At 70.3% G+C, this 20,523-nt stretch carries 18 protein-coding genes; 16 read left to right on the top strand and 2 right to left on the bottom strand.

Annotated elements, in window-relative coordinates; translation table 11 throughout:
• Position 1 precedes the first annotated feature (1 nt).
• Entirely contained in the window at positions 2-682 is a 681-nt protein-coding gene (locus QZ332_RS04790; RefSeq protein ID WP_295763039.1) for a helix-turn-helix domain-containing protein, read from the bottom strand.
• Positions 683-839: 157 nt separating this feature from the next.
• Between QZ332_RS04790 and QZ332_RS04785 the strand changes: the two genes are divergently transcribed.
• The 11 genes from QZ332_RS04785 (at position 840) to QZ332_RS04735 (ending at position 8,820) form a co-directional block, all read left to right on the top strand.
• Entirely contained in the window at positions 840-1,028 is a 189-nt protein-coding gene (locus QZ332_RS04785; protein WP_295763038.1) for a hypothetical protein, read from the top strand.
• Positions 1,029-1,148: 120 nt separating this feature from the next.
• A complete protein-coding gene (locus QZ332_RS04780) occupies positions 1,149-2,486 on the top strand; it encodes a dihydroorotase (RefSeq protein ID WP_295763036.1) in 1,338 nt (445 codons plus the stop codon).
• Positions 2,483-3,223: a dihydroorotate dehydrogenase electron transfer subunit gene (locus QZ332_RS04775; RefSeq protein WP_295763032.1), complete on the top strand. Its 741-nt coding sequence runs from the start codon at positions 2,483-2,485 to the stop codon at positions 3,221-3,223. Before QZ332_RS04780 ends, QZ332_RS04775 begins: the two co-directional genes overlap by 4 nt.
• Positions 3,214-4,128 carry a dihydroorotate dehydrogenase gene (locus QZ332_RS04770; RefSeq protein WP_295763029.1) on the top strand — a complete coding sequence of 305 codons (915 nt, stop codon included), beginning with the start codon at positions 3,214-3,216 and terminating at the stop codon, positions 4,126-4,128. Before QZ332_RS04775 ends, QZ332_RS04770 begins: the two co-directional genes overlap by 10 nt.
• Positions 4,121-4,822, top strand: a complete 702-nt coding sequence (pyrF, locus tag QZ332_RS04765) for an orotidine-5'-phosphate decarboxylase (protein WP_295763026.1) — start codon at positions 4,121-4,123, stop codon at positions 4,820-4,822. Before QZ332_RS04770 ends, pyrF begins: the two co-directional genes overlap by 8 nt.
• Before the next feature lie 12 nt (positions 4,823-4,834).
• Positions 4,835-5,359 carry a GNAT family N-acetyltransferase gene (locus QZ332_RS04760; RefSeq protein WP_295763023.1) on the top strand — a complete coding sequence of 175 codons (525 nt, stop codon included), beginning with the start codon at positions 4,835-4,837 and terminating at the stop codon, positions 5,357-5,359.
• 33 nt (positions 5,360-5,392) lie between these two features.
• Positions 5,393-6,034, top strand: a complete 642-nt coding sequence (pyrE, locus tag QZ332_RS04755) for an orotate phosphoribosyltransferase (protein WP_295763020.1) — start codon at positions 5,393-5,395, stop codon at positions 6,032-6,034.
• A gap of 89 nt (positions 6,035-6,123) precedes the next feature.
• On the top strand, positions 6,124-7,044 hold the full coding sequence (gene pyrB, locus QZ332_RS04750) for an aspartate carbamoyltransferase (RefSeq protein ID WP_295763017.1): 921 nt from the start codon (positions 6,124-6,126) through the stop codon (positions 7,042-7,044).
• Between the two features lie 16 nt (positions 7,045-7,060).
• A complete protein-coding gene (locus QZ332_RS04745) occupies positions 7,061-7,492 on the top strand; it encodes an aspartate carbamoyltransferase regulatory subunit (protein WP_295763014.1) in 432 nt (143 codons plus the stop codon).
• A 73-nt stretch (positions 7,493-7,565) separates the two neighbouring features.
• On the top strand, positions 7,566-8,087 hold the full coding sequence (locus QZ332_RS04740) for a M48 family metallopeptidase (protein ID WP_295763012.1): 522 nt from the start codon (positions 7,566-7,568) through the stop codon (positions 8,085-8,087).
• Positions 8,088-8,115: 28 nt separating this feature from the next.
• Positions 8,116-8,820, top strand: a complete 705-nt coding sequence (locus QZ332_RS04735; protein ID WP_295763005.1) for an IMP cyclohydrolase — start codon at positions 8,116-8,118, stop codon at positions 8,818-8,820.
• 88 nt (positions 8,821-8,908) lie between these two features.
• On the opposite strand, the gene QZ332_RS04730 is transcribed toward QZ332_RS04735, so the two are convergent.
• Positions 8,909-9,418 carry a dihydrofolate reductase family protein gene (locus QZ332_RS04730; protein WP_295763004.1) on the bottom strand — a complete coding sequence of 170 codons (510 nt, stop codon included), beginning with the start codon at positions 9,416-9,418 and terminating at the stop codon, positions 8,909-8,911.
• 342 nt (positions 9,419-9,760) lie between these two features.
• Here QZ332_RS04730 and QZ332_RS04725 point away from each other — a divergent pair, with 342 nt between their 5' ends.
• From QZ332_RS04725 to QZ332_RS04705, 5 genes are all read left to right on the top strand, one after another.
• Entirely contained in the window at positions 9,761-14,551 is a 4,791-nt protein-coding gene (locus QZ332_RS04725) for a cytidyltransferase-related domain protein (RefSeq protein WP_295763001.1), read from the top strand.
• Between the two features lie 23 nt (positions 14,552-14,574).
• A complete protein-coding gene (locus tag QZ332_RS04720; RefSeq protein WP_295762995.1) occupies positions 14,575-15,732 on the top strand; it encodes a lactate dehydrogenase in 1,158 nt (385 codons plus the stop codon).
• Positions 15,729-16,817 (top strand): flavodoxin family protein, encoded by a 1,089-nt coding sequence (locus QZ332_RS04715; RefSeq protein WP_295762994.1) that lies wholly within the window; start codon positions 15,729-15,731, stop codon positions 16,815-16,817. The genes QZ332_RS04720 and QZ332_RS04715 overlap by 4 nt, the downstream gene beginning before the upstream one ends.
• 115 nt (positions 16,818-16,932) lie before the next feature.
• Entirely contained in the window at positions 16,933-18,666 is a 1,734-nt protein-coding gene (locus QZ332_RS04710) for an Hsp70 family protein (protein ID WP_295762993.1), read from the top strand.
• Positions 18,663-20,513, top strand: a complete 1,851-nt coding sequence (locus tag QZ332_RS04705) for a J domain-containing protein (protein WP_295762991.1) — start codon at positions 18,663-18,665, stop codon at positions 20,511-20,513. Before QZ332_RS04710 ends, QZ332_RS04705 begins: the two co-directional genes overlap by 4 nt.
• The last annotated feature ends 10 nt before the right edge of the window (positions 20,514-20,523 follow it).

Below are 20,523 nucleotides of genomic sequence, written 5' to 3'. Positions count from 1 at the left end.
ATCAAGGCTGCTTCGACAGGGCGGTGAGCCGGGCGTCCGCGGTGCTGAGGACCTGGGTCAGGCTCTGGCAGCGCCCCGGATAGGCGGCGTTGATCGCCGGGGAGGACAGGTCCGGGAACTCCGCCTTTTTGGCCTTCAGCTCCCGCAGGGCGGCGGCGAAGCGGGACTCCGAGAGCTTCGTGTCCGCGTCGGACAGCCCCAGGGCGCAGGCGTTGGGGTCCAGGGCGAAGTACCCCTCGTTGGCCCCGGAGGCCCGGTAGAGGTGGCGGTAAAGCTGGTAGACGGCGCTGCCGAGGTAGGCGGCGGCGGCGTTGATCGCCGCCTTGTCCCCCAGCTTGCCCAAAAGCTCGAACAGCACGCTCACCGCGCCGGAGAGCAGCTTGCTCTGGAGGGTGGCCAGGACGCTGCCCCGGAGGTTGCTCCTGGGCTCGGCGGCGTCCAGGATGTCCTGCTCGGTCAGCATGTTGCCCTCCCGGGAGAGGGTGCGGCCCAGGATGAAATCGGCGGAGACGTTGTAATAGTCGCAGGCCCGGACCACGAAGGCCAGGCCGGGCTCCCGGATGCCGTTCTCATAGTGGGAGAGGAGGGCTTGGGAGATGCCCAGCTCCCCGGCGGCGAGACGCTGGCTGACGCCTTTCTCCTGCCGCAGCAGGGACAGGGTGCGGGAAAACTCTGGATTCATAGTCGGACGCTCCTTCTCGATCGATTCTTATACGCATCGTATAGTTTACCAAAAGGGTTACACGATGTAAAGATATTTTTTTCACGAGATCCCCCTTGTAAAACGGCCGGGGATAGTGTATGATGGATGGGATCCTAAAAATCAGGAGGAAGCTGTTATGAGCAAAACCGCGAGCATGGTCATGAAGATCATCGGCGCCAGCCTGGCCTTCGCCGCCTTCGTCTGCCTGCTGATCGGCGGCTGGCACGACCTCAGCGTCGGCTGCTGCGGCGTGAAGAACCGTCTGCGCAAGAGGTTCAGCTCCGAGTACGACGACTACGCCGACGAGGAACTCTACGAGGCGTGACCCTGCGGTCCCTCCCCCTCCCTACACGGGCGGGGGATCTTTTTACCGGGAGGCGGTTGACAAAGCCGCCGTTTTCCGATATGATGTCTTTTCGAGAAAATCAGGAGAAGGAGGATGTCTATGCGTCTGCTGCTGACCGGCGGGTCCGTCTTCCGCGACGGGGGCTTCCAGCCTCTGGATGTCGCCGTTTCCCAGGGCCGTATTGTTTCCGTTTCCCCCTCCCTTCCCAGAGACGGCGCCGCCGTCATCGAATTGGATCACCTCTCCCTCGTCCCAGGTCTCGTTGATGTCCACGTCCATCTTCGAGAGCCTGGTTTTTCTTATAAAGAGACGGTGGCCTCCGGCACCGCCGCCGCCGCCGCGGGCGGGTATACCGCCGTCTGCGCCATGCCGAACCTCCGCCCCGTGCCCGACGGACCGGAGGCCCTCCAGGCGGAGCGGGACGCCATCGCCCGGGGGGCCGCCGTCCGCGTCTATCCCTACGGGGCCATCACCCGCGGCGAGGCGGGGGAGTCCCTGGCGGACCTGGAGGGCATGGCCCCCTACGTCCCCGGCTTCTCCGACGACGGCCGGGGCGTCCAGTCCGAGGAGATGATGCGGCGGGCCATGCTCCTGGCCAAGGCGCTGGACCGGCCCATCGCGGCCCACGCCGAGGACGAGTCCCTTTTGCGGGGAGGCTGGTGCGTCCACGACGGGGCCTTCGCCAGGCGGCACGGCCTCCCCGGCAACGACCCCGCCAGCGAGTGGCGGCAGGTGGAGCGGGACATCCGGCTCGTCCGGGAGACGGGATGCCGCTACCACGTCTGCCACGTCTCCACGAAAGAGAGCGTGGCCCTGATCCGCCGGGCCAAGGCGGAGGGCCTGCCCGTCACCTGCGAGACGGGGCCCCATTACCTGGTCCTGTGCGACGAGGACCTGGAGGACCATGGGCGCTTCAAGATGAACCCCCCGATCCGCTCCGCCGCCGACCGGGACGCCCTCGTCGAGGGCCTGCTGGACCGGACGGTGGACTGCATCGCCACGGACCACGCCCCCCACTCGGCGGAGGAGAAGGCCAAGGGCCTCCGGGGGAGCCTGAACGGCGTGGTGGGCCTGGAGTGCGCCTTCCCGGTGCTGTACACGGAGCTGGTGGAGACCGGGAAGGTCCCCCTGAGCACGATCCTGGACGCCCTGTGCGTCAGCCCCCGGCGGATCTTCGGCCTCCCCGGCGGGGCCATCGAGGCGGGCCAGCCCGCCGATCTGACGGTGCTGGACCTGGGCTTCCGCGGCGTGGTGGACCCGGAGGGCTTCCGCTCCCTGGGCCGGGCCACCCCCTTCGCGGGCCGGCGGGTGGACGCCGCCGCGGTCATGACGCTGGTGGATGGGGAGATCGTCTTCCCCGCGGGCCTGGCCCCCTCCCCGAACGGGACCATGGGGATCGTCCGGGGCTATGACCGCCCGGAAGGAGGGAGCGTATGAAGCAGTCGGTCTTCACCCTGGAGCGGACCCGGCGGTTGACCGGGGACGTGTGGGAGCTCCGTCTGGCCGGGGACACCTCCGCCGTCACCGCGCCGGGGCAGTTCGTCGACATCGGGCTGCCGGGGAGGTTCCTCCGCCGCCCCGTCTCCGTCTGCGACTGGGACGGGGAGGGCCTGACCCTGCTGGTGAAGGAGGCGGGCGCGGGCACCCGGGAGCTGGTCCGCCTCCCCGCCGGGACCGGGCTGGACACGCTCTCCGGCTTAGGGAACGGCTTCGACCCCGCCGCCGCGCCGGAGGGCGCCGTCCTGGTGGGCGGCGGCATCGGCATCGCGCCGCTGTACGGCCTGGCGAGACGGATGGCGGCGGCGGGCCCGGCCCCCACGGTGGTCCTGGGCTTCCGCTCCCGGCGGGACGCCTTTTATTTGGAGGAGTTCGCCGCCCTCGGGTGCCGGGCCCTGGCCTCCACGGAGGACGGGAGCCTGGGGGCCCCAGGCTTCGTCACCGGCGTGCTGGAAGGGCTCCCGGACTGCCGCTACGTCCTGGCCTGCGGCCCCACGCCCATGCTGAGGGCCGTCGCCGCCCTGCCCCAGGCCGCCGGGGGCCAGTTCAGCTTCGAGGCCCGGATGGCCTGCGGCTTCGGGGCCTGCGTGGGCTGCACCATCCAGACGGAGGCCGGGCCCCGCCGGGTCTGCAAGGACGGGCCCGTGTTCCGGAAGGAGGAGATCTCATGGACCTGAGTGTCCGCCTGGCGGGGGTGGAGCTGAAAAACCCCGTCATCCCCGCCTCCGGCACCTTCGGCTATGGCCGGGAGTTCGCCGAGCTTTACGATCTGGACATCCTGGGCTCCTTCTCCTGGAAGGGCACCACCCGGGACCCCCGTCCCGGCAACCCCCAGCCCCGCATCGCGGAGGCCCCCGCCGGGATGCTGAACGCCGTGGGCCTCCAGAACCCCGGCATGGAGGCGGTGCTCCGGGAGGAGGTCCCCCACATCGCCAAGATCTTCCACGGTCCGGTGATCGCGAACGTCTGCGGCTTTTCCCTGGAGGAATACGCCGGGAACTGCCGGATGCTGGACGCCGTGGACCAGGCGGCGATCCTGGAGATCAACATCTCCTGCCCCAACGTCCACGCCGGGGGGAGGAACTTCGGCTCCGACCCGAAGTCCGCCGCCGCCGTGACGAGGGCGGTCCGGGCCGCCACGAAGAAGCCGGTGTTCATGAAGCTCAGCCCCAATGTCACGGACATCGCCGAGATCGCCCGGGCCTGCGCGGGGGAGGGGGCCGACGGCCTCTGCCTCATCAACACCCTACTGGGGATGCGGATCGACCTTGACACGAAGCGCCCGGTCCTGGCCAACCGCACCGGGGGGCTCTCCGGCCCCGCCGTGTTCCCGGTGGCCCTGCGGATGGTCTGGGACGTGTACGAGGCGGTGGACCTGCCCATCATCGGCTGCGGCGGCGTGGACAGCGCGGAGGCGGCGGCGGAGATGCTGCTGGCGGGGGCCAGCGCCGTGGAGGTGGGGGCCGCGAACCTGCGGGACCCCTATCTCTGCAAGACCATCGTCGAGGACCTGCCCGCCGTGTGCCGGCGGCTGGGCGCGGCGAAACTATCCGATCTGACAGGAGGCGCGCATCATGGCTAAGGACGTTATCATCGCACTGGACTTCCCCACGCGGGAGGAGACCCTGGCTTTCCTGGACAAGTTCCCCCGGGAGGAGAAGCCTTTCGTGAAGATCGGTATGGAGCTCTACTATGCCGAGGGGCCGGACATCGTCCGGCAGATCAAGGCCCGGGGACACAAGATCTTCCTGGACCTGAAGCTCCACGACATCCCCAACACGGTCAAGCGGGCCATGGCGGTCCTCTCCCGGCTGGACGCGGACATGGTGAACCTCCACGCCGCCGGGACCCGCGCCATGATGGAGGCCGCCCTGGAGGGCCTGACCCGCCCCGACGGGACGCGCCCCCTGCTCATCGCCGTCACCCAGCTCACCAGCACGGACGCCGCCGCTTTGAAGGACGAGCTGCTGATCGGCGCGCCCATGGCGGACACGGTCCTGGCCTACGCCGGGAACGCCGCCGCCAGCGGCCTGGACGGCGTGGTCTGCTCCCCCCTGGAGGCGGCGCTGGTCAAGGAGCGCTGCGGCCCGTCCTTCTGCACCGTCACCCCCGGCGTGCGCTTCGCCGGCGGGGACGCGGGGGACCAGAAGCGGATCATGACCCCGGAGCAGGCGGCAAAGAACGGCTGCGACTACATCGTCATGGGCCGTCCCATCACCCAGGCGGAGGACCCGGTGGGAGCCTACCGCCGGGCCGTCCGGGAGTTCCTGGGCTGACGGAGGGCCGGCATGATCGAGATCCGAAAAGCCGCCCCCGCCGATCACGAGGCCGTCCGGGATCTCTACGACGGCCTGATCGACGGCATGGCGGGTTCGAGATACCTCCCCGCCTGGAAGAAGGGGATCTATCCATCGGAGGAGTTCCTCCGTGCCTCCCTGGGGAACGGCGAGCTGTACACCGCCTGGCTGGAGGGGGCCCTGGCGGGGGCCATGGTGATCAACCACGCCTGCACCCCCGGCTATGAGACCATTCCCTGGGCCGTGGACGCGGAGCCGGAAGAGGTCTCCATCGTCCATGCCCTGGGAGTCTCCCCAAGCTTCCAGGGGAAGGGCATCGCCGGGGAGATGGTCCGGGGGGCCATCCGCCTGGCAAAGGAGGCGGGCCGGAAGGCCATCCGCCTGGACGTGCTGCCGGGGAACCTCCCGGCCCAGAAGCTCTACACCGCCGCCGGGTTCCGGTACATGGGCGCCGTCAAGCTCTTCTACGAGGACACCGGCCTGACGGATTTCCTGCTCTATGAGCTCCCGCTCTGAGCGGGGCGGATCGATGAAAAGGAGGATGAAGCTATGACCCGCGAACAGACCATCGCCCACGACCTGCTCTCCATCGGAGCGGTCTTCCTGCGGCCCGACGAGCCCTTCACCTGGGCCAGCGGCATCAAGAGCCCCATCTACTGCGACAACCGCCTGACCCTCACCGCCCCGGAGGTCCGGGGCCACGTGGAGGAGGGGCTGGTGGACCTCATCTGCAAGCACTATCCCAATGTGGAGGTCCTGATGGGCACCTCCACGGCGGGCATCGCCCACGCGGCCATCGTGGGCCACCTCATGGGCCTGCCCATGGGCTACGTCCGCTCCAGCGGCAAGGACCACGGGCGGCGCAACCGCATCGAGGGGAAGCTGGAGCCCGGCGCCCGGGTGGTGGTCGTGGAGGACCTGATCTCCACGGCGGGGAGCTGCATCGATGTGGTGGAGGCCCTGCGGGACGCCGGGGCAGAGGTGCTGGGCATCGCGTCCATCTTCACCTACGGCCTCCGGAAGGGCCTGGAGCGCCTGGCGGCGGCCGGGGTGTCCAACCACAGCCTGTCCAACTTCGACGCGGTGTGCGACATCGCCGCCGCGGAGGGGAAGATCCGGCCCGAGGACATCGACCGGCTGAAAAAGTTCCGGGCGGATCCCTCGGACGAGAGCTGGATCCTACCGGGATAGGCCGCGCCCCCATCCGACCCGACCCGCCGGGCCCGCCGCGGGCCTCCCGCGATCCACCGAACGGCCCCACACCGTGGAAAGGAGCATCTATGCCCAGGAACATCATCGACGTCACCGACCTCTCCGTGGAGGAGATCGACGAACTCATCGCCACGGCGGAGGACATCCTCGCCCGCCCCGCCAAATACCAGGACGCCTGCGCCCACAAGCAGCTGGCGACCCTCTTCTTCGAGCCCTCCACCCGCACCCGCCTCTCCTTCGAGTCCGCCATGCTGGCCCTCGGCGGCAGCGTGCTGGGCTTCTCCGAGGCCGCCTCCAGCTCCACCGCGAAAGGCGAGACCGTGGGCGACACCGTCCACACCGTCAGCTGCTACGCCGACATCATCGCCATGCGCCACCCCAAGGAGGGCGCGCCTTACGCCGCCGCCCAGTTCAGCGAGGTCCCCATCATCAACGCCGGGGACGGCGGGCACAACCACCCCACCCAGACCCTGACGGACCTGCTCACCATCCACCGGGAGAAGGGGCGGCTGGACGGCTTCACCATCGGCTTTTGCGGCGACCTCAAATTCGGCCGTACCGTCCACTCCCTGGTCAACGCCCTCAGCCGGTACGAGCACATCGAGTTCGTCCTCATCTCCCCCCAGGAGCTGAAGCTCCCCCGCTACGTGAAGGAGGAGGCCCTGAAAAAGCGGGGCATCCCCTATGAGCAGACGGAGCACCTGGAGTCCGTGATGCCCAAGCTGGACATCCTCTACATGACCCGGGTGCAGAAGGAGCGCTTCTTCAACGAGGAGGACTACCTCCGCCTGAAGGACAGCTATATCCTCACTCCGGAGAAGCTGGAGGACGCCAAGCCGGACCTGTCCATCCTCCACCCCCTGCCGCGGGTGAACGAGATCTCCGTGGCGGTGGACAAGGACCCCAGGGCCGCCTACTGGAAGCAGGTGAGGAACGGCAAGTTCATCCGCATGGCGCTCATCATGAAGCTGCTGGACATCCGCGTCTGAGAGAGGGGAGGACTCCATGAACATCGACAGCATCCAAAACGGCGTCGTCCTGGACCACATCCAGGCCGGCAAGAGCATGGACATCTACAAGTACCTCCATCTGGACCGGCTGGACTGCTCGGTCGCCATCATCAAGAACGTCCGCAGCGGCCGGATGGGGAAGAAGGACATCATCAAGATCGACTCCCCCATGGACGTGGACGTGGACGTGCTGGGCTATATCGACGACAAGATCACCGTCAACATCATCCGAAACGGCGAGCGGGTGGAGAAGCGCCGGCTGGAGCCGCCGAAGAAGCTGGTGAACATCATCCGCTGCAAGAACCCCCGGTGCATCACCGTGGCGGAGCCCCAGCTGGACGCGGTGTTTTTGCTCAGCGACCCGGAGAAGCACGTCTACCGCTGTGCCTACTGCGACACGGCGAAGGGGAAGAAGAAGGACTTTTGACGCCGCCCCGGCCCGGGCCCGCCGCCCGGGCCGGAGCGCAGACACGAGAGGGCCGCGCTATCGAGATATGGAAATGGAACGTTATGAACTGATCCGCTCCCGCCGGAAGACCCTGGCGCTGGAGATCACGGGGGACGGCCGCGTCCTGGTCCGCTCCCCCATGCGCTGCTCCCAGGCCAGGATCGACGCCTTCGTGACGGCCCACGCCGCCTGGATCGAGGAGCACCTGGCGCTCCAGCGCCGGCGGGCCGCCGACCGCCCCCCCGCCCCCACCGCGGCGCAGATCGAGGCCATGAAGGCGAAGGCCAGGGAGGTCCTGCCTCCCAAGATCGCCTATTGGAGCCAGCGGATGGGCGTGCGCCCCACCGGCTTCAAGGTCACCACGGCCCGCAAACGCTATGGGAGCTGCAGCGGGAAGGACAGCCTGTGCTTCTCCTGCTTCCTGATGGCCTGTCCGGAGGAGGCCATCGAGCTGGTGGTGGTCCACGAGCTCTGCCACATCCGGGAGAAGAACCACGGGCCGGGGTTCTACGCCCTGCTGGAGCGCTGGCTCCCCGACTGGCGGGAGCGGAAGGGATCGCTCTCGATGGACTGAGACCCTTCGACCGATAAGGAGGACCGATATGGAAAAGCAAGACCTGCTGGAGCTGCTGAAAGGCAACCCCTATCCGGGACGGGGCATCGTCCTGGGCAAGAGCGCCGGCGGCGGGCACGCCGTGGCCGTGTATTTCATCATGGGCCGGAGCGAGAACTCCCGGAACCGGATCTTCACCCCCACGGAGGACGGCATCCGCACCGAGGCCCACGACCCCGCCAGGATGACGGACCCCAGCCTCATCATCTATCATCCCGTCCGCAAGATCGGCCGGGGCCTCATCGTCACCAACGGCGACCAGACGGACACCATCCGGGACTGCCTCCTGGAGGGCCGCACCTTCGCCGAGGCGCTGAGGAGCCGCACCTTCGAGCCGGACGCCCCCAACTACACCCCCCGCATCTCCGGCCTGCTGAGCCCCGACGGGAGCTTCCAGCTCTCCATCCTGAAAAGCGCCGAGGGCGACCCCGCCTGCTGCTGCCGGTATCTTTACCACTATGACGCGCCCCTGGCGGGAGAGGGCCGCTTCCTCCACACCTACATGGGCGACGGGGACCCCCTGCCCTCCTTCGAGGGGGATCCGGAGCGCGTCCGCCTGGACGCGGACGGCCCGGAGGCCCTGGCGGACCAGGTGTGGGAGGCGCTGCATCCGGACAACAAGGTGTCCTTGTTCGTGCGCTTCGTCCGCCTGGCGGACGGGAGCCACCAGGACGCGCTCCGGAACCGCTGGTGACCCACCGGAGCGTCGGGGGAGCCTCCCCGACGCCCTGAGGACGAGCGCCGTCTCCCTGACGCAGGAGGCGGCGCTCGTCCGTCCTGATCTAAGCCTTGCTGTAAGACAGCTCCGCGAACGGTCCGTACCGCCGCACGCCGTCCAGGCGGAACCGCCGCAGGGGGAGCCCCTGCGTGAAGAGCGGCACGCCGCCGCCCAGCAGCACCGGGGCGATCTGGACGATCATGCGGTCCACCATGTCCCGCTCCAGGAGCGGCGCCAACAGGGTGTTCCCGCCTACCACCCAGATGTTCCTGTCCCCGCCCAGCGACTCCACGAACTCCGGCACGCTCCCGCAGACGGGCGTGAAGCCCTCCCGGGACAGCGGCCTGTGGGTGAAGACATAGTTCTCCGTGGCGGGATACACGGCGGCGGGATCCCCCGCCGCCTCCAGCTCCCGGAAGGTGCGCCGCCCCATCAGCGTCACGTCCATCTCCCGGTAAAACTCCTCATACCCCGTCTCCTCCACCGTCCCGGTCTCATAGAGCCACCCCAGCCCGTGGTCCCGGTCGGCCAGACAGCCGTCCAGGCTGACGCAGCCATAAAAAAATACGCTCATGACGAAAGCACCTCCCGCAGATAAGGACCTGCATCCATGGCCGGGGATGCCGGATGTGCGGGGATCTTCCCCGCCAGACAAGGAGATCTCCCGCAGCCATACCGGCGTATGGCAAGGGGCGCGGCGCGGTACGGCGGTGGAAAGACCGCTCAGACGGCGTTCAGCGGCCGCGGATACAGGTCCTAAGACCGCGCCATCGTAACACACACGGCGGCGGGCGTCAAGCGGGGCGGCCGCATGGACCTGAAAAGAGCGGACGGTCCCCCATTTCCCTCTTCCCCCCGGCGGGGAAATACGGTATACTGGAGGAAACACTGCCGCCCCGGCGGAACGGAGGTACTCATGGAACAGCTATGCCTCGACATGGCCCGCGCCTTCCGGGAGGAGGCCCTTTTGCGGAAGCTGGCCCGCCCCCAGGCGGACGCGGCGGCCCTCTTCAGCGGTCTGGACTGGCGCGGGACGCTGGCGCCCCTGCTGCCCATCCGGGAGCGCCTCACCTGCGCCCAGGCGCTGGAGCCCTTCCGGCCCCTCCTGGACGCCATCGCCCCGGAGCCGGAGGAGGGCTGGGCCCTCTACGCCTACCGGGTGGCCTGCTCCCTGCTCTATCCTCAGGAGGACCCTGCCCACAGCCCCGCCCAGCGGGACGGCGCGCTGTGCTTCCTCCAGTTCCTGCGTACCCTCTTCGACGCGGAGCGGCAGGCCCTGCCCTTCGACCCCTGGCTGGACTTCGCCTTCTGCACGGAGGGGGAGCAAGCGGCCAGCGCCGTGGCGGAGGATTACCGCCTCTTCCTCCGCCGCTGGCGGGAGGAGTACGTCTACGAGCTCCTCCGCCTGGGCCGGGAGGTGACGCCCTTCCGCACCCTGGAGCACATCGCCGGGGTCCACCACGTCTCCATGACGGTCTCCCGGGCCTTCAAGGCCGGGGGCGGGAAGATCGACCTGGGGTTGATCTCCGCCGCCGCCGCGGGCCACGACATCGGCAAGTTCGGCTGCAAGCCGGGGGAGCGGGTGCCCTACCTCCATTACTACTATACGGACCAGTGGTTCACCTGGCGGGGGCTGGGGGCCCTGGGCCGCATCGCCGCCAACCACTCCGTCTGGGACCTGGAGCTGGAGGACCTGTCCTCCGAGTCCCTGGTCCTGGTCTACGCCGATTTCCGGGTGAAGCAGGAGCGCCTCCCCGGCGGCGGGGAGGCCGCCAGGCTCTTCTCCCTCCAGGACGCCTTCGATGTCATCCTCGCCAAGCTGGACGACGTGGACGCCGCCAAGCGCCGGCGGTACGACTACGTCTACCTGAAGCTCCGGGATTTCGAGGGCTATCTGGAGACCTTCGGCGTGGACGTGGGGCTGGAGACCGCCGGGGGGCCGCCCCTGCCCCAGAAGGACCCCGCCCTGATGGACGAGGACGAGGTGGTCCTGGCCCTGCGGCGCACCGCCGTGGACCACAACATCCGCCTGATGCACCGCCTGAGCCGGGAGCGCCTCTTCGTGGGCACCCTGGAGGCGGCCCGGGGCGAGAAGGACCCCGCCCGCATCCGGGCCTACGTGGCCATCTTCCGGGAATACTTCACCTATTGGACCGTGGAGCAGAAGGAGCAGACCCTGGGCTTCCTCTATGAGCTCCTCCTCCAGCCCGACGGCGACATCCGCCGCCAGGCGGCGGCGCTGATGGGGAAGATCTTGTCCAAGTTCCTCTCCGGCTATAAGAAGGAGCGCCCCCAGGGCGTGCCCCCCAGCCCTCAGGAGGAGCGGCCCTTCGAGCTGTGGGCGGACCACCTGGAAAAGCTCATCCACCCGGACCGCCGCCTGACCCCCCGGCAGATCAGCATGATCCGCTATCAGGCCAAGACCGCCGCGGACGAGCTGCTGGGCGGGTGCTCCGACGAGGACTTCCCCCGCTTCGCCGAGCTGCTCTTCCGCCATTACCAGGACCCCGCCGCCGAGGACCCCGAGGGGGCCTTCGCCCTGCTGAACACGGCGCTGAACCTGCCCATGGAGCGCCTGGACCGCCGGGACCTGGACCGGCTCACGGACTTCGCCGCCTGGTGGCTCAAGAGCGGGGAGGCCCCCCAGCAGGCCGCCGCCATGCGCCTCAGCCGCCGCCTCCTGCCGGTGCTGGGGGAGGGCTCCCGGCCGTGGAACGTTATCGCCGCCGCCGTGGAGGAGGCGGACTGCCGGTCCTCCACGCCCCTGCTCTACCTCCAGTCCCGGCTGGGGCGGCTCCTGGGCCTGGACGTCTCCGCCCACCAGCGCCTGCTGGACCAGGGGGACGCCGCCAGCGGCGTCTTCCTGGACAACCTGAAGACCGCCACGCCCTGGGTGCTGAAGGCCGTGGGCGTGGAGTACCTGCTGGACCAGGCCCGGCAGGGGGAGGCCGTGGCCGCCCTCCACATCGCCACCCATTTCTCCAACCTCGTCAAGGTCAGCGAGAACGTGGTGGTCCGCCGCCTGGCGGGCGGCGCCCTGCTGGAGATCGCCCCGATGCTGTCCCCCGCCCGGCGCAACGAGGTCGCCGTGGAGCTGTGCGAGGCCCTGGAGACCGGCCAGTCGGAGATCGCCCAGTACATCCCCGGCTACCTGGGCCGGTTCCTGCTGTGGCTCCCCCCCCGGGAGCTGGACGAGATCCTGGACGAGCTGCTGCGCTTCCTCTCCTCCTCCAGCGCCTATGTGGCCGTCGTCGCCCTGACCACCGTGGGGGCCGTGCTGGAGCATTACTCCGTCTACGCCAAGCGCTTCCGCGAGCCGGAGGAGGCCCTGCGCCAGCGCCGCCAGCGGATGGCGGGCCTCCTCCTCAAGGGGCTGGCCTCCTGCATGGAGCCCGTGCGGCAGGAGGCCCTGCGGGTCCTGGGCGAGGGGCTCTTCGCCTCCAAGGTGCTGTCCTATGAGGACAAGGCCAGCCTCTTCACCCTCGTGGCGAAAAAGCTCCTCTTCCTCATCGGCGAACAGCCGGAGCGGCCGCTGACCTTCTTCTACACCGCCGCCGCCCTCTCCCACATCTACCGCTTCGCCGTGAAGCACCGCATCGAGAGCGGCCCCTTCGCCTTCGACTGGCGGGACAAGGCCGCGGCCTTCTTCCCCGGCACCTTCGACCCCTTCTCCCTCTCCCACAAGGGCATCGTCACCGCCATCCGGGACCTGGGGATGGAGGTCTACCTCGCCGTGGACGAGTTCTCCTGGTCCAAGAAGGCCCAGCCCTCCCTCATCCGGCGGCAGATCGTCAGCATGTCCGTGGCGGACGAGTTCGGCGTCTACCTCTTCCCCCACGACATCCCCGTGAACCTGGCCACGCCTGAGGACCTCCTCCGCCTGCGGCAGGTCTTCCGGGGGCGGGAGCTGTACCTGGTGGTGGGCTCCGACGTGGTGGCGGGCGCCTCGTCCTACAAAGCGGCCCCCAGCGAGGGCTCCGTCCACTCCATGAACCACATCGTCTTCCGCCGCTCCAGCGACGCCGAGGGCCGGGAGATCGAGGCGGACCTGTCCTGCATCACCGGCCGGGTGGTCCAGCTCCAGCTCCCCACCCACCTGGAGGACATCAGCTCCACCCGCATCCGGGACAACATCGACCTGGGCCGGGACATCTCCATCCTGGTCGATCCCACCGTCCAGGACCTGATCTACCGCAACAGCCTCTACCTCCGGGAGCCCCAGTACAAGCAGCTGGTCCGGGCCAGCCTCCTGGACTTCTCCCAGGCCGAGTCCCTGAGCCCGGCGCTTTGGGAGGAGCTCCAGGCGGCGTTCGGCGGCGCGGCCCCCAGGCCGGACCCCCGGGACCGCCTCTTCCTCCTGCGCACGACCGCGCCCCGCCCCCGGCTGCTGGGCCTGCTGACCGGGCGGACCGTCAGCTCCGGCGGCCTCTACGAGACCTTCGCCAGCGAGGAGCTGGCCAACTACGTCCGCACCCGCACCGCCGGGCGCATCCTCCTGCTGACGGGGCTCTGGGCCGTCCGGACCCCCGGCGGGAACTACGACGTCCCCCAGCTCCTGCTGACGGAGGCGCTGTCCCAGGCGGAGGCGGAGGACTGCGGCTACGCCGTCTGGTGGGGGCAGACCCCCGGCGTGCCGGAGCTCCTCCGGCGCCAGGGCTTCCTCCCGGCGGACATCGGCAGCCCCCGCGACCTGCTGCTGGCGGACATGCGCTCCCCGGCGGTGCTGGTGCAGAACATCGCCACCACCCTGAAAGAGCCCTTCTCCTCGGACCGGCAGGTCCTCGCCGCCATCCAGGAGGCCCACGCCCGCTTCCAGGAGGCCGTCTGCGGGCTGTACCCGGGGAAGCTGGTGCTGTCGCTGAACGCCGAGGTCATCTACCACCGCCTGGTCCGGAAGCTGACGGAGGCCAACGGCGTCCCCGCCGAGCCCCAGACGCCCAGGGTCCTGGGCCCCAAGATGTGCGTGCCCTTCGGCAAGATCCTCCGGGGCAACGCCGTGCCCAACACCGTCACCAAGACCATCCACACCGACAAGGTCTTCGCCCCGGACCTGCGCTCGTTCTCCATCGCGCCCTTCCCCGGCTACGCGCCCCTGGAGAGCCAGATCCGGACCATCCGCTCCTTCCGCCGCCCCGTCATGCTGGTGGACGACCTGCTCCACACCGGCAACCGCTTCAACGCCCTGGACCCCCTCTTCCGGCGGGAGGAGCTGGAGATCGACCGCTGCGTGGTGGGCCTCCTCTCCGGCCGGGGCCGGGACCTGATGACCGCCCGGGGGAGGACGGCGGACAGCGTCTACTTCGTGCCGGACCTGCGGGCCTGGTTCGTGGAGTCCACCATGTACCCCTTCATCGGCGGGGACGCCGTGGACAAGGCGGCGGCCTCCGTCCCGGGGCTGACCCCGGCGGTGAACCTGATCTTGCCCTACGCCTCCCCCCGGTTCTACCAGGAGTGCGCCCAGGAGGCGGTGTTCCGCTTCTCGCGGACCTGCATCGAGAACAGCCGCAGCCTCCTGCTGGCCCTGGAGCGGGCCTACCGGGAGCGCTGCGCCCGGAACCTGACCCTCTCCCGGCTCAGCGAGGCGGTGATCCTGCCCCTGAGCCCGGACAAGGGGGCGGCCCTGCGCTATGACCCGAACCTGTCCGCCTCGGTCTGCCTGGAGAGCGACCTCCAGCAGCTGGACCGGATGCGGGAGTTCCTGCGATGACCGGACGAAAGGGAGGAGACGCTATGCTGGAACGAACACTGTACCCGATCGAGGGCGATCCCGCCCGGGCCCCCGCCGCCTGGAGGCCCTCGGACCCCCGCCAGCTGACGGAGGCCGGCATCCACTGGCTGGATCCCCGGCGGCTGGCGGAGGCCCCGGCGCTGACCGAGGAGGCCCGCTCCGCCCTGGAGGCGGGCCGGCTGACGGCGGTGGACGTCCGGCGCCCCCGCTGGGAGCGGGCGCTGGAGTTCGTCACGCCCAGGGCCGGGAAGAAGCGGGTCCACCTCCTGGCCCTGGGGGACGTGGGCGCCACCTTGCTCACCGCCCTGAAGCTGCTGGGGGGGGACGTGGTCTCGGCCATCGGCATCCGGGACCTGGACGAGGCCGCCGCGGCCCGCTGGGAGGCGGAGATGGGCCAGATCGCCTGGCCCTGGGATTACGGCGCCCTGCCGGAGGTGGAGCCCGTGTCCGAGCGCGCGCTCTTCGACTGCGACGTGTTCCTCTTCGCCGCTGCCAGGGCCGTCCCGCCGGTGGGCAGCGGCGTGGCGGACGTGCGCATGGCCCAGCTGGAGGCCAACCGCCCCCTGGCGGAGCATTTCGCCCGCCAGGCGCGGGAGGCGGGCTTCCGGGGGCTGTTCATCGTCCTCAGCGACCCGGTGGACCCCCTGTGCCGGGCGGTCTGGCGGGCCTCCAACACCGGGGCGGACGGGGCGCTGGACCACCTGGGCCTCCTGCCGGAGCAGGTCCAGGGCTTCGGCCTGGGGGTGATGAACGCCCGGGCGGCCTACTTCGCCAAGCGGGACCCCCGCTTCGCCTCCTTCCTGACCGAGGGCCGGACCTTCGGCCCCCACGGGGAGGGACTGGTCGTCGCCGACTCCATCGAGCGGTATGACGACGGCCTGTCCCGGGAACTGACCCGCCTCGCCCTGGAGGCCAACCTCCGCATCCGGGACCTGGGCTTCAAGCCCTACGTGGCCCCCGCCGTGTCCTCCGGGGCCATGCAGCTGCTGCTGGCCCTGCGGGGGCAGTGGCACTGCGGCTCCGTGCCCCTGGGGGGCGTGTGGTTCGGCTGCCGCAGCCGCTTCACGCCTTACGGCCTGGAGGTGGAGACGCTGGCGATGCCGGACGCCCTCTTCGCCCGCCTCCAGGAGACGGAGCGGATGCTGAGGGGGCTGCCATGAGCGGGGGAGCGCCTTCGGGGCGGGAGCTGACCGTCGTCGCCGGTCCCGGCCCCCTGGAGGGGCGGCTGGGGGAGGTCCTGTCCGCCGCCCTGGCGGGGCGGGAGGTCCGCTTTTGGCGGGAGGGCGGATCTTTGGAGGGCCGGCGGCTCCTCTTCGCCTCCTCCCTGCCGGCCAGCGGGGTCAGCGGGGAGCTGTACGCCCTCCTGGGCCGTCTGCGGGACCATCCCGGCTGTCTGCGGGGCAGCGTGGGCGGCGTGGTCGTCGACGGGGCCGGGGACCTGTACACGAAGGCCGCCGGGCGGGAGCTGGTCCTGGCCGCCAGCCTGGCGGGCTGCGCCTTCCCGGGCCGTCCCCTGGTGGAGGCCACGGGGGACCTGCGGAACTTCACCGTCCAGGCGGGGAACGCCGGGTGCGGCCTCGCCGAAGCCTACCGCCGGGCGGTCTCCTCCCTGGCAGAGCGGGTGCTGGCCTTCGCGCCCCCCAGGCGGGCGCGGCCCAAGGTCCTGGCCCTCCACGCCTCCAGCCGGGCGACCTCCAACACCCTGGCCCTCTGGGGCCGGGTCCGGGAGCGCCTGGAGGCGGCGGGCTGCGCCGTCACGGAGATCGGCCTGCGGAACGGGACGCTGGAGGACTGCGCCGGGTGCGCCTACACCACCTGCCTCCACTTCGGGGAGCAGGGGGGCTGTTTCTACGGCGGCGTCATGGTCCAGGAGGTCTTCCCCGCCATCCGGGAGGCGGACGCGGTGGTCCTCCTCTGCCCCAACTACAACGACGCCCTCTCCGCCAACCTCACCGCCGCCGTGAACCGCCTCACCGCCCTCTACCGCACCACCTCCTTCGAGGACAAGGCCGTCGCCGCCATCGTGGTCTCCGGCTACTCCGGCGGGGACATCGTGGCCAGTCAGGTGGTCTCGGCCCTGTGCCTGAACAAGGGCTTCTGGCTCCCGCCGGGCTCCATCCTCCTGGAGACCGCCAACGACGCCGGGGCCGCCCTGGCCCTGCCGGGGATCGAGGCGCGGCTGGGGCGCTTCGCGGACGGCCTGCTGGCCCGGCTCAAGACCGCCGGTCCCGACCAGGGGCCCTGAGGGGCCTTGCGGTCCTCCGCCGGACGTGGTACGATGGGGACGCATCCAAGCGGAGCGCCCCTCCGCCCCGGCCCCATCCGGGGCACGGCAAAACTTAGGAAAGCGGTGATCTCACATGGCCGTCATCGGCATCGATCTTGGCACCACCAACTCCCTGGCCGCCGTCTGGCGGGACGGGCGCAGCGAGCTCATCCCCAACGCCGCCGGGGAGCCCCTGACCCCCAGCGTCGTCAGCGTGGACGAGGACGGGAGCATCCTGGTGGGCCGCGCCGCCCGGGACCGCCTGATCTCCCACCCGGAGCGGACCGCCGCCCGGTTCAAGCGGTGCATGGGCACCTCCAAGACCTATGACCTGGGGGGCCGGACCTTCACGCCGGAGGATCTGTCCTCCCTGGTCCTGCGCTCCCTGCGCCGGGACGCGGAGGCGTACCTGGGCGAGCCCGTGGAGGAGGCGGTGGTCAGCGTCCCCGCCTACTTCGCCGAGGCCCAGCGCGCCGCCACGAAGCGCGCCGCCGCCCTGGCGGGGCTGAAGGTGGAGCGGCTGGTGAACGAGCCCTCCGCCGCCGCGCTCTCCGCCCGCATCAGCGAGGGGGAGGAGGACAAGGTCTGCCTGGTCTTCGACCTGGGGGGCGGCACCCTGGACGTGTCCCTGGTGGAGCGCTTCGGCGGCGTGGTCAGCGTCACCGCCGTCGGCGGGGACGTCCGCCTGGGCGGGGCCGACTTCGACCTGGCCGTCGCCAAGGGCTTCTGCGAAGACTGCGGGCTGGACTTCGCCGCCCTGGCCCCCCGGCAGCGGGAGCTGCTGATCCGGCAGGCGGAGACCTGCAAGATCGCCCTGACGAGCCAGGAGATGGTCATCATGTCCGTGGACGACGGGACCATCTCCGCCGCCCTGACCCTCTCCAACGAGTGGCTGATCCGCAAGAGCGGGGCCCTCTTCCGGCGGATGACCGCCCCCATCCAGCGGGTGTTCACCGACAGCGGCATCTCCCCCCAGGAGGTGGACGACCTGGTCCTGGTGGGCGGCTCCAGCCATATGCCCGCCGTGCGGCGCTACATCGCCCGCTCCCTCCGCAAGGAGCCGGTCAAGGACAGCCGCCCCGACACGGCCATCGCCCTGGGCGTGGGCGTGTGCGCCGGGATGAAGGCCCGGGCGGAGGGGCTGAAGGAGCTGGTCCTCACGGACGTGTGCCCCTTCACCCTGGGGGTGGCCCGGTACAACGAGAGCGAGCCGGGCCGGGACCTGATGAGCCCCATCATCGAGCGCAACAGCGTCCTGCCCACCAGCAAGATGGGCATCTATCGGACCATCCGGGACGGCCAGGACAAGGTGGACGTGCAGATCTACCAGGGGGAGGGCCGCTACTGCGCGGACGACGTCCTGCTGGGCAGCCTCCTGATCCCCGTGCCCCCGGCCCCGCGGGGCCGGCAGTCGGTGTGCATCCGCTTCACCTACGACATCAACGGCCTCCTGGAGGTGGAGGTGGTCAACGAGGCCGGCCATGCCGAGCGCCTGGTCCTCCAGGGCCGGGACATGACCCCCCAGGAGGCGGAGCGGCGGCTCAAAGAGCTGTCCCGCCTGAAGCTCCACCCCAGGGAGCAGGAGGAGAACCGGGCCATGCTGGCCCGGGGCGAGCGGCTGTACGCCGTCACCGTCGGGGGCCTGCGGGAGCGGGTGGGGGAACTGCTGGACTGGTACCAGCGGGTCCTCTCCAGCCAGGAGGCGCTGAAGATCGCCAAGGCCACCAAGCGGCTGGACCGCTCCTTCGACCAGGTGGAGGCGTACCTGGGGGACGCGGCCCTGCCGCCGCCGGAGCCCTTCGGCGGCGAGGAGGATGAGGAGCTGTGAGCTGGCCCTGGGACGCGCTGGGCCTGTCCGGCCCGGCGGATCTGCACTCGATCCGGCGGGCCTATGCCCAGCGCCTGAAGACCGCCCACCCCGAGGAGGATCCCGAGGGTTTCCAGCGCCTCCACGCCGCCTATCAGGAGGCCAGCCGCTATGCCCGAGCGGCCCGGACGGCCCCGGCGGAGCCGGAGGCCCCGCCCCGGCCCGTCCCCCCGCCGCAGGACCCGGGAGGGCCGGAGGAGGAAGAGGGCCGGGGGCACAGCGGACCGCCGCAGGACCGGGAGGAGCCCCCCCGGCAGACCCAAGAGGACGACCGGGCCCCCGAGTGGGACTATGATGAGCTCCTGGGGGACCGGGAGCGGCCGGCAGCGGAGGGAGGCGCTCCCTCCTCCGCCGACTGGGACTACGAGCGCCTCTTCGCCGAGGGGGAGGCGGAGGCCCGGGAGGCCCGCCGCCGGAAGCTGGAGGAGCTCCGGCAAAAGAACCGCTCCCGCTATGCCGCCCAGCAGCAGGCCCGGCGGCAGCAGGCCGCCGAAGAGGAGGAGTCCTGGTCGGCGGTGCTGACGGCGGTCCACACCGTGGAGCTGCTGTACGCCAGCGGCGCGTCCCCCTCCGTGTGGCGGCGGTTCCTCGATGCGCCGGCGTTCCTGAGCGTCCGGGCCAACATCGACCTCGTCTTCGCCCTGGAGGACTTCCTGGAGCAGCATCCGGACCTCTCCCCGGAGATCCGGAGGGAGATCTTCCTCGCCTACGAGGCCCAGAACGCCTCGAAGTACCCGATGTATGCCCGCCTCTACCGCCTCCTGGATGTGAGCCGGGGGGACAAGCGCCGGATGGCCCGGTCCAAGAGCGCCTGGCGCAATGCCTGGCGGAGCTACCCTCCCTGGCGGAAGGCCGTGATCGCCGTCTGCTCCTCCATCCTGGCGGCGTTCGCCCTCCTGGCCGTCGGCCTCTCCGTCCGGGACACCTATCGGGATCTCCAGGAAAAGGAGTCGGCCCAGCGGTGGGAGGCCCAGTCCCTGGCGTGGCTGGAGGAGGACCTGGGGGAGCCCTTCCTCCGCCCCCTGGGCGGCGAGGACTACCGGCACATCTTCGCCCCGGCCTCGGATCCCAGCCTCTATTTCTGGGTCCAGAAGGACGGGGAACGGAGCGGGGACTGGCCCGGCTACCGGACGGACTATCCCCACATCCGAATCATGCGGGCCATGGAGGACTTCGCGGAGGAGCGGGGCCTGGGCCTGCGCTTCGACAGCGCCGGGGGCTTCGGCGGCGGCATCGGCGAGGCCCCGGGGGCCTATCTCATCGACCTGCCCCTCCTGGGGGCGGAGGAGGCCGTCGCCGCCCTGGGAGAGCTGGTGGAGGAGGCGGAGGCCCAGCGCTGGTACCGCGTCTTCGAGGACCGGTACGGCGGGAAGATCGAGTACCAGATCTTCCTCTGCCACAAGGGCCTGTCCTTCTATGACGCCATCTCCACCCAGGACGGCGGCTTCGATGCGCAGACCGCCTTGGACCGCTACCGCCAGGCCGGCTGCGCCTTCTGCCGCTACATCCTGGAGGACAGCGGCCTGGCCGCCCGGCACATGGGGGAGGACGCGTACCTCCTCCAGGACCAGGGCGCGGTGGAGATCGGCGGCGGGACCTTCTTCCATGTCAGCGGCCTGGATAAGGAGAGCTCCGCGCCTAAGGCCCACTACCTCCTGGCCGCGGGCGGGGGCACGCTCTTCTGCCTGCCGGAGGGGCGGCTGGACGCCGTGGGCGGCATCGCGGACCTCTACCGCGGCAGCACCTCCCACCTCCAGCTGGACAGCGTGGGCCTCGTCATCGTCCTGGACCAGATCCAGACCGGGTGAACGGACAGCG

Origin of the sequence: uncultured Oscillibacter sp. (assembly GCF_910584465.1) — a bacterium.
GTDB lineage: Bacteria > Bacillota > Clostridia > Oscillospirales > Oscillospiraceae > Oscillibacter.
Note: the sequence above shows the minus strand (reverse complement) of the source record. Positions and strands in the feature narration are given on the sequence as shown.

Excerpts from the sequence above, each read along its gene's own strand:
- QZ332_RS04790 (WP_295763039.1), bottom strand. The coding sequence starts at position 682 with ATGAATCCAGAGTTTTCCCGCACCCTGTCCCTGCTGCGGCAGGAGAAA.
- QZ332_RS04785 (WP_295763038.1), top strand. The coding sequence starts at position 840 with ATGAGCAAAACCGCGAGCATGGTCATGAAGATCATCGGCGCCAGCCTG.
- QZ332_RS04780 (WP_295763036.1), top strand. The coding sequence starts at position 1,149 with ATGCGTCTGCTGCTGACCGGCGGGTCCGTCTTCCGCGACGGGGGCTTC.
- QZ332_RS04775 (WP_295763032.1), top strand. The coding sequence starts at position 2,483 with ATGAAGCAGTCGGTCTTCACCCTGGAGCGGACCCGGCGGTTGACCGGG.
- QZ332_RS04770 (WP_295763029.1), top strand. The coding sequence starts at position 3,214 with ATGGACCTGAGTGTCCGCCTGGCGGGGGTGGAGCTGAAAAACCCCGTC.
- pyrF (WP_295763026.1), top strand. The coding sequence starts at position 4,121 with ATGGCTAAGGACGTTATCATCGCACTGGACTTCCCCACGCGGGAGGAG.
- QZ332_RS04760 (WP_295763023.1), top strand. The coding sequence starts at position 4,835 with ATGATCGAGATCCGAAAAGCCGCCCCCGCCGATCACGAGGCCGTCCGG.
- pyrE (WP_295763020.1), top strand. The coding sequence starts at position 5,393 with ATGACCCGCGAACAGACCATCGCCCACGACCTGCTCTCCATCGGAGCG.
- pyrB (WP_295763017.1), top strand. The coding sequence starts at position 6,124 with ATGCCCAGGAACATCATCGACGTCACCGACCTCTCCGTGGAGGAGATC.
- QZ332_RS04745 (WP_295763014.1), top strand. The coding sequence starts at position 7,061 with ATGAACATCGACAGCATCCAAAACGGCGTCGTCCTGGACCACATCCAG.
- QZ332_RS04740 (WP_295763012.1), top strand. The coding sequence starts at position 7,566 with ATGGAACGTTATGAACTGATCCGCTCCCGCCGGAAGACCCTGGCGCTG.
- QZ332_RS04735 (WP_295763005.1), top strand. The coding sequence starts at position 8,116 with ATGGAAAAGCAAGACCTGCTGGAGCTGCTGAAAGGCAACCCCTATCCG.
- QZ332_RS04730 (WP_295763004.1), bottom strand. The coding sequence starts at position 9,418 with ATGAGCGTATTTTTTTATGGCTGCGTCAGCCTGGACGGCTGTCTGGCC.
- QZ332_RS04725 (WP_295763001.1), top strand. The coding sequence starts at position 9,761 with ATGGAACAGCTATGCCTCGACATGGCCCGCGCCTTCCGGGAGGAGGCC.
- QZ332_RS04720 (WP_295762995.1), top strand. The coding sequence starts at position 14,575 with ATGCTGGAACGAACACTGTACCCGATCGAGGGCGATCCCGCCCGGGCC.
- QZ332_RS04715 (WP_295762994.1), top strand. The coding sequence starts at position 15,729 with ATGAGCGGGGGAGCGCCTTCGGGGCGGGAGCTGACCGTCGTCGCCGGT.
- QZ332_RS04710 (WP_295762993.1), top strand. The coding sequence starts at position 16,933 with ATGGCCGTCATCGGCATCGATCTTGGCACCACCAACTCCCTGGCCGCC.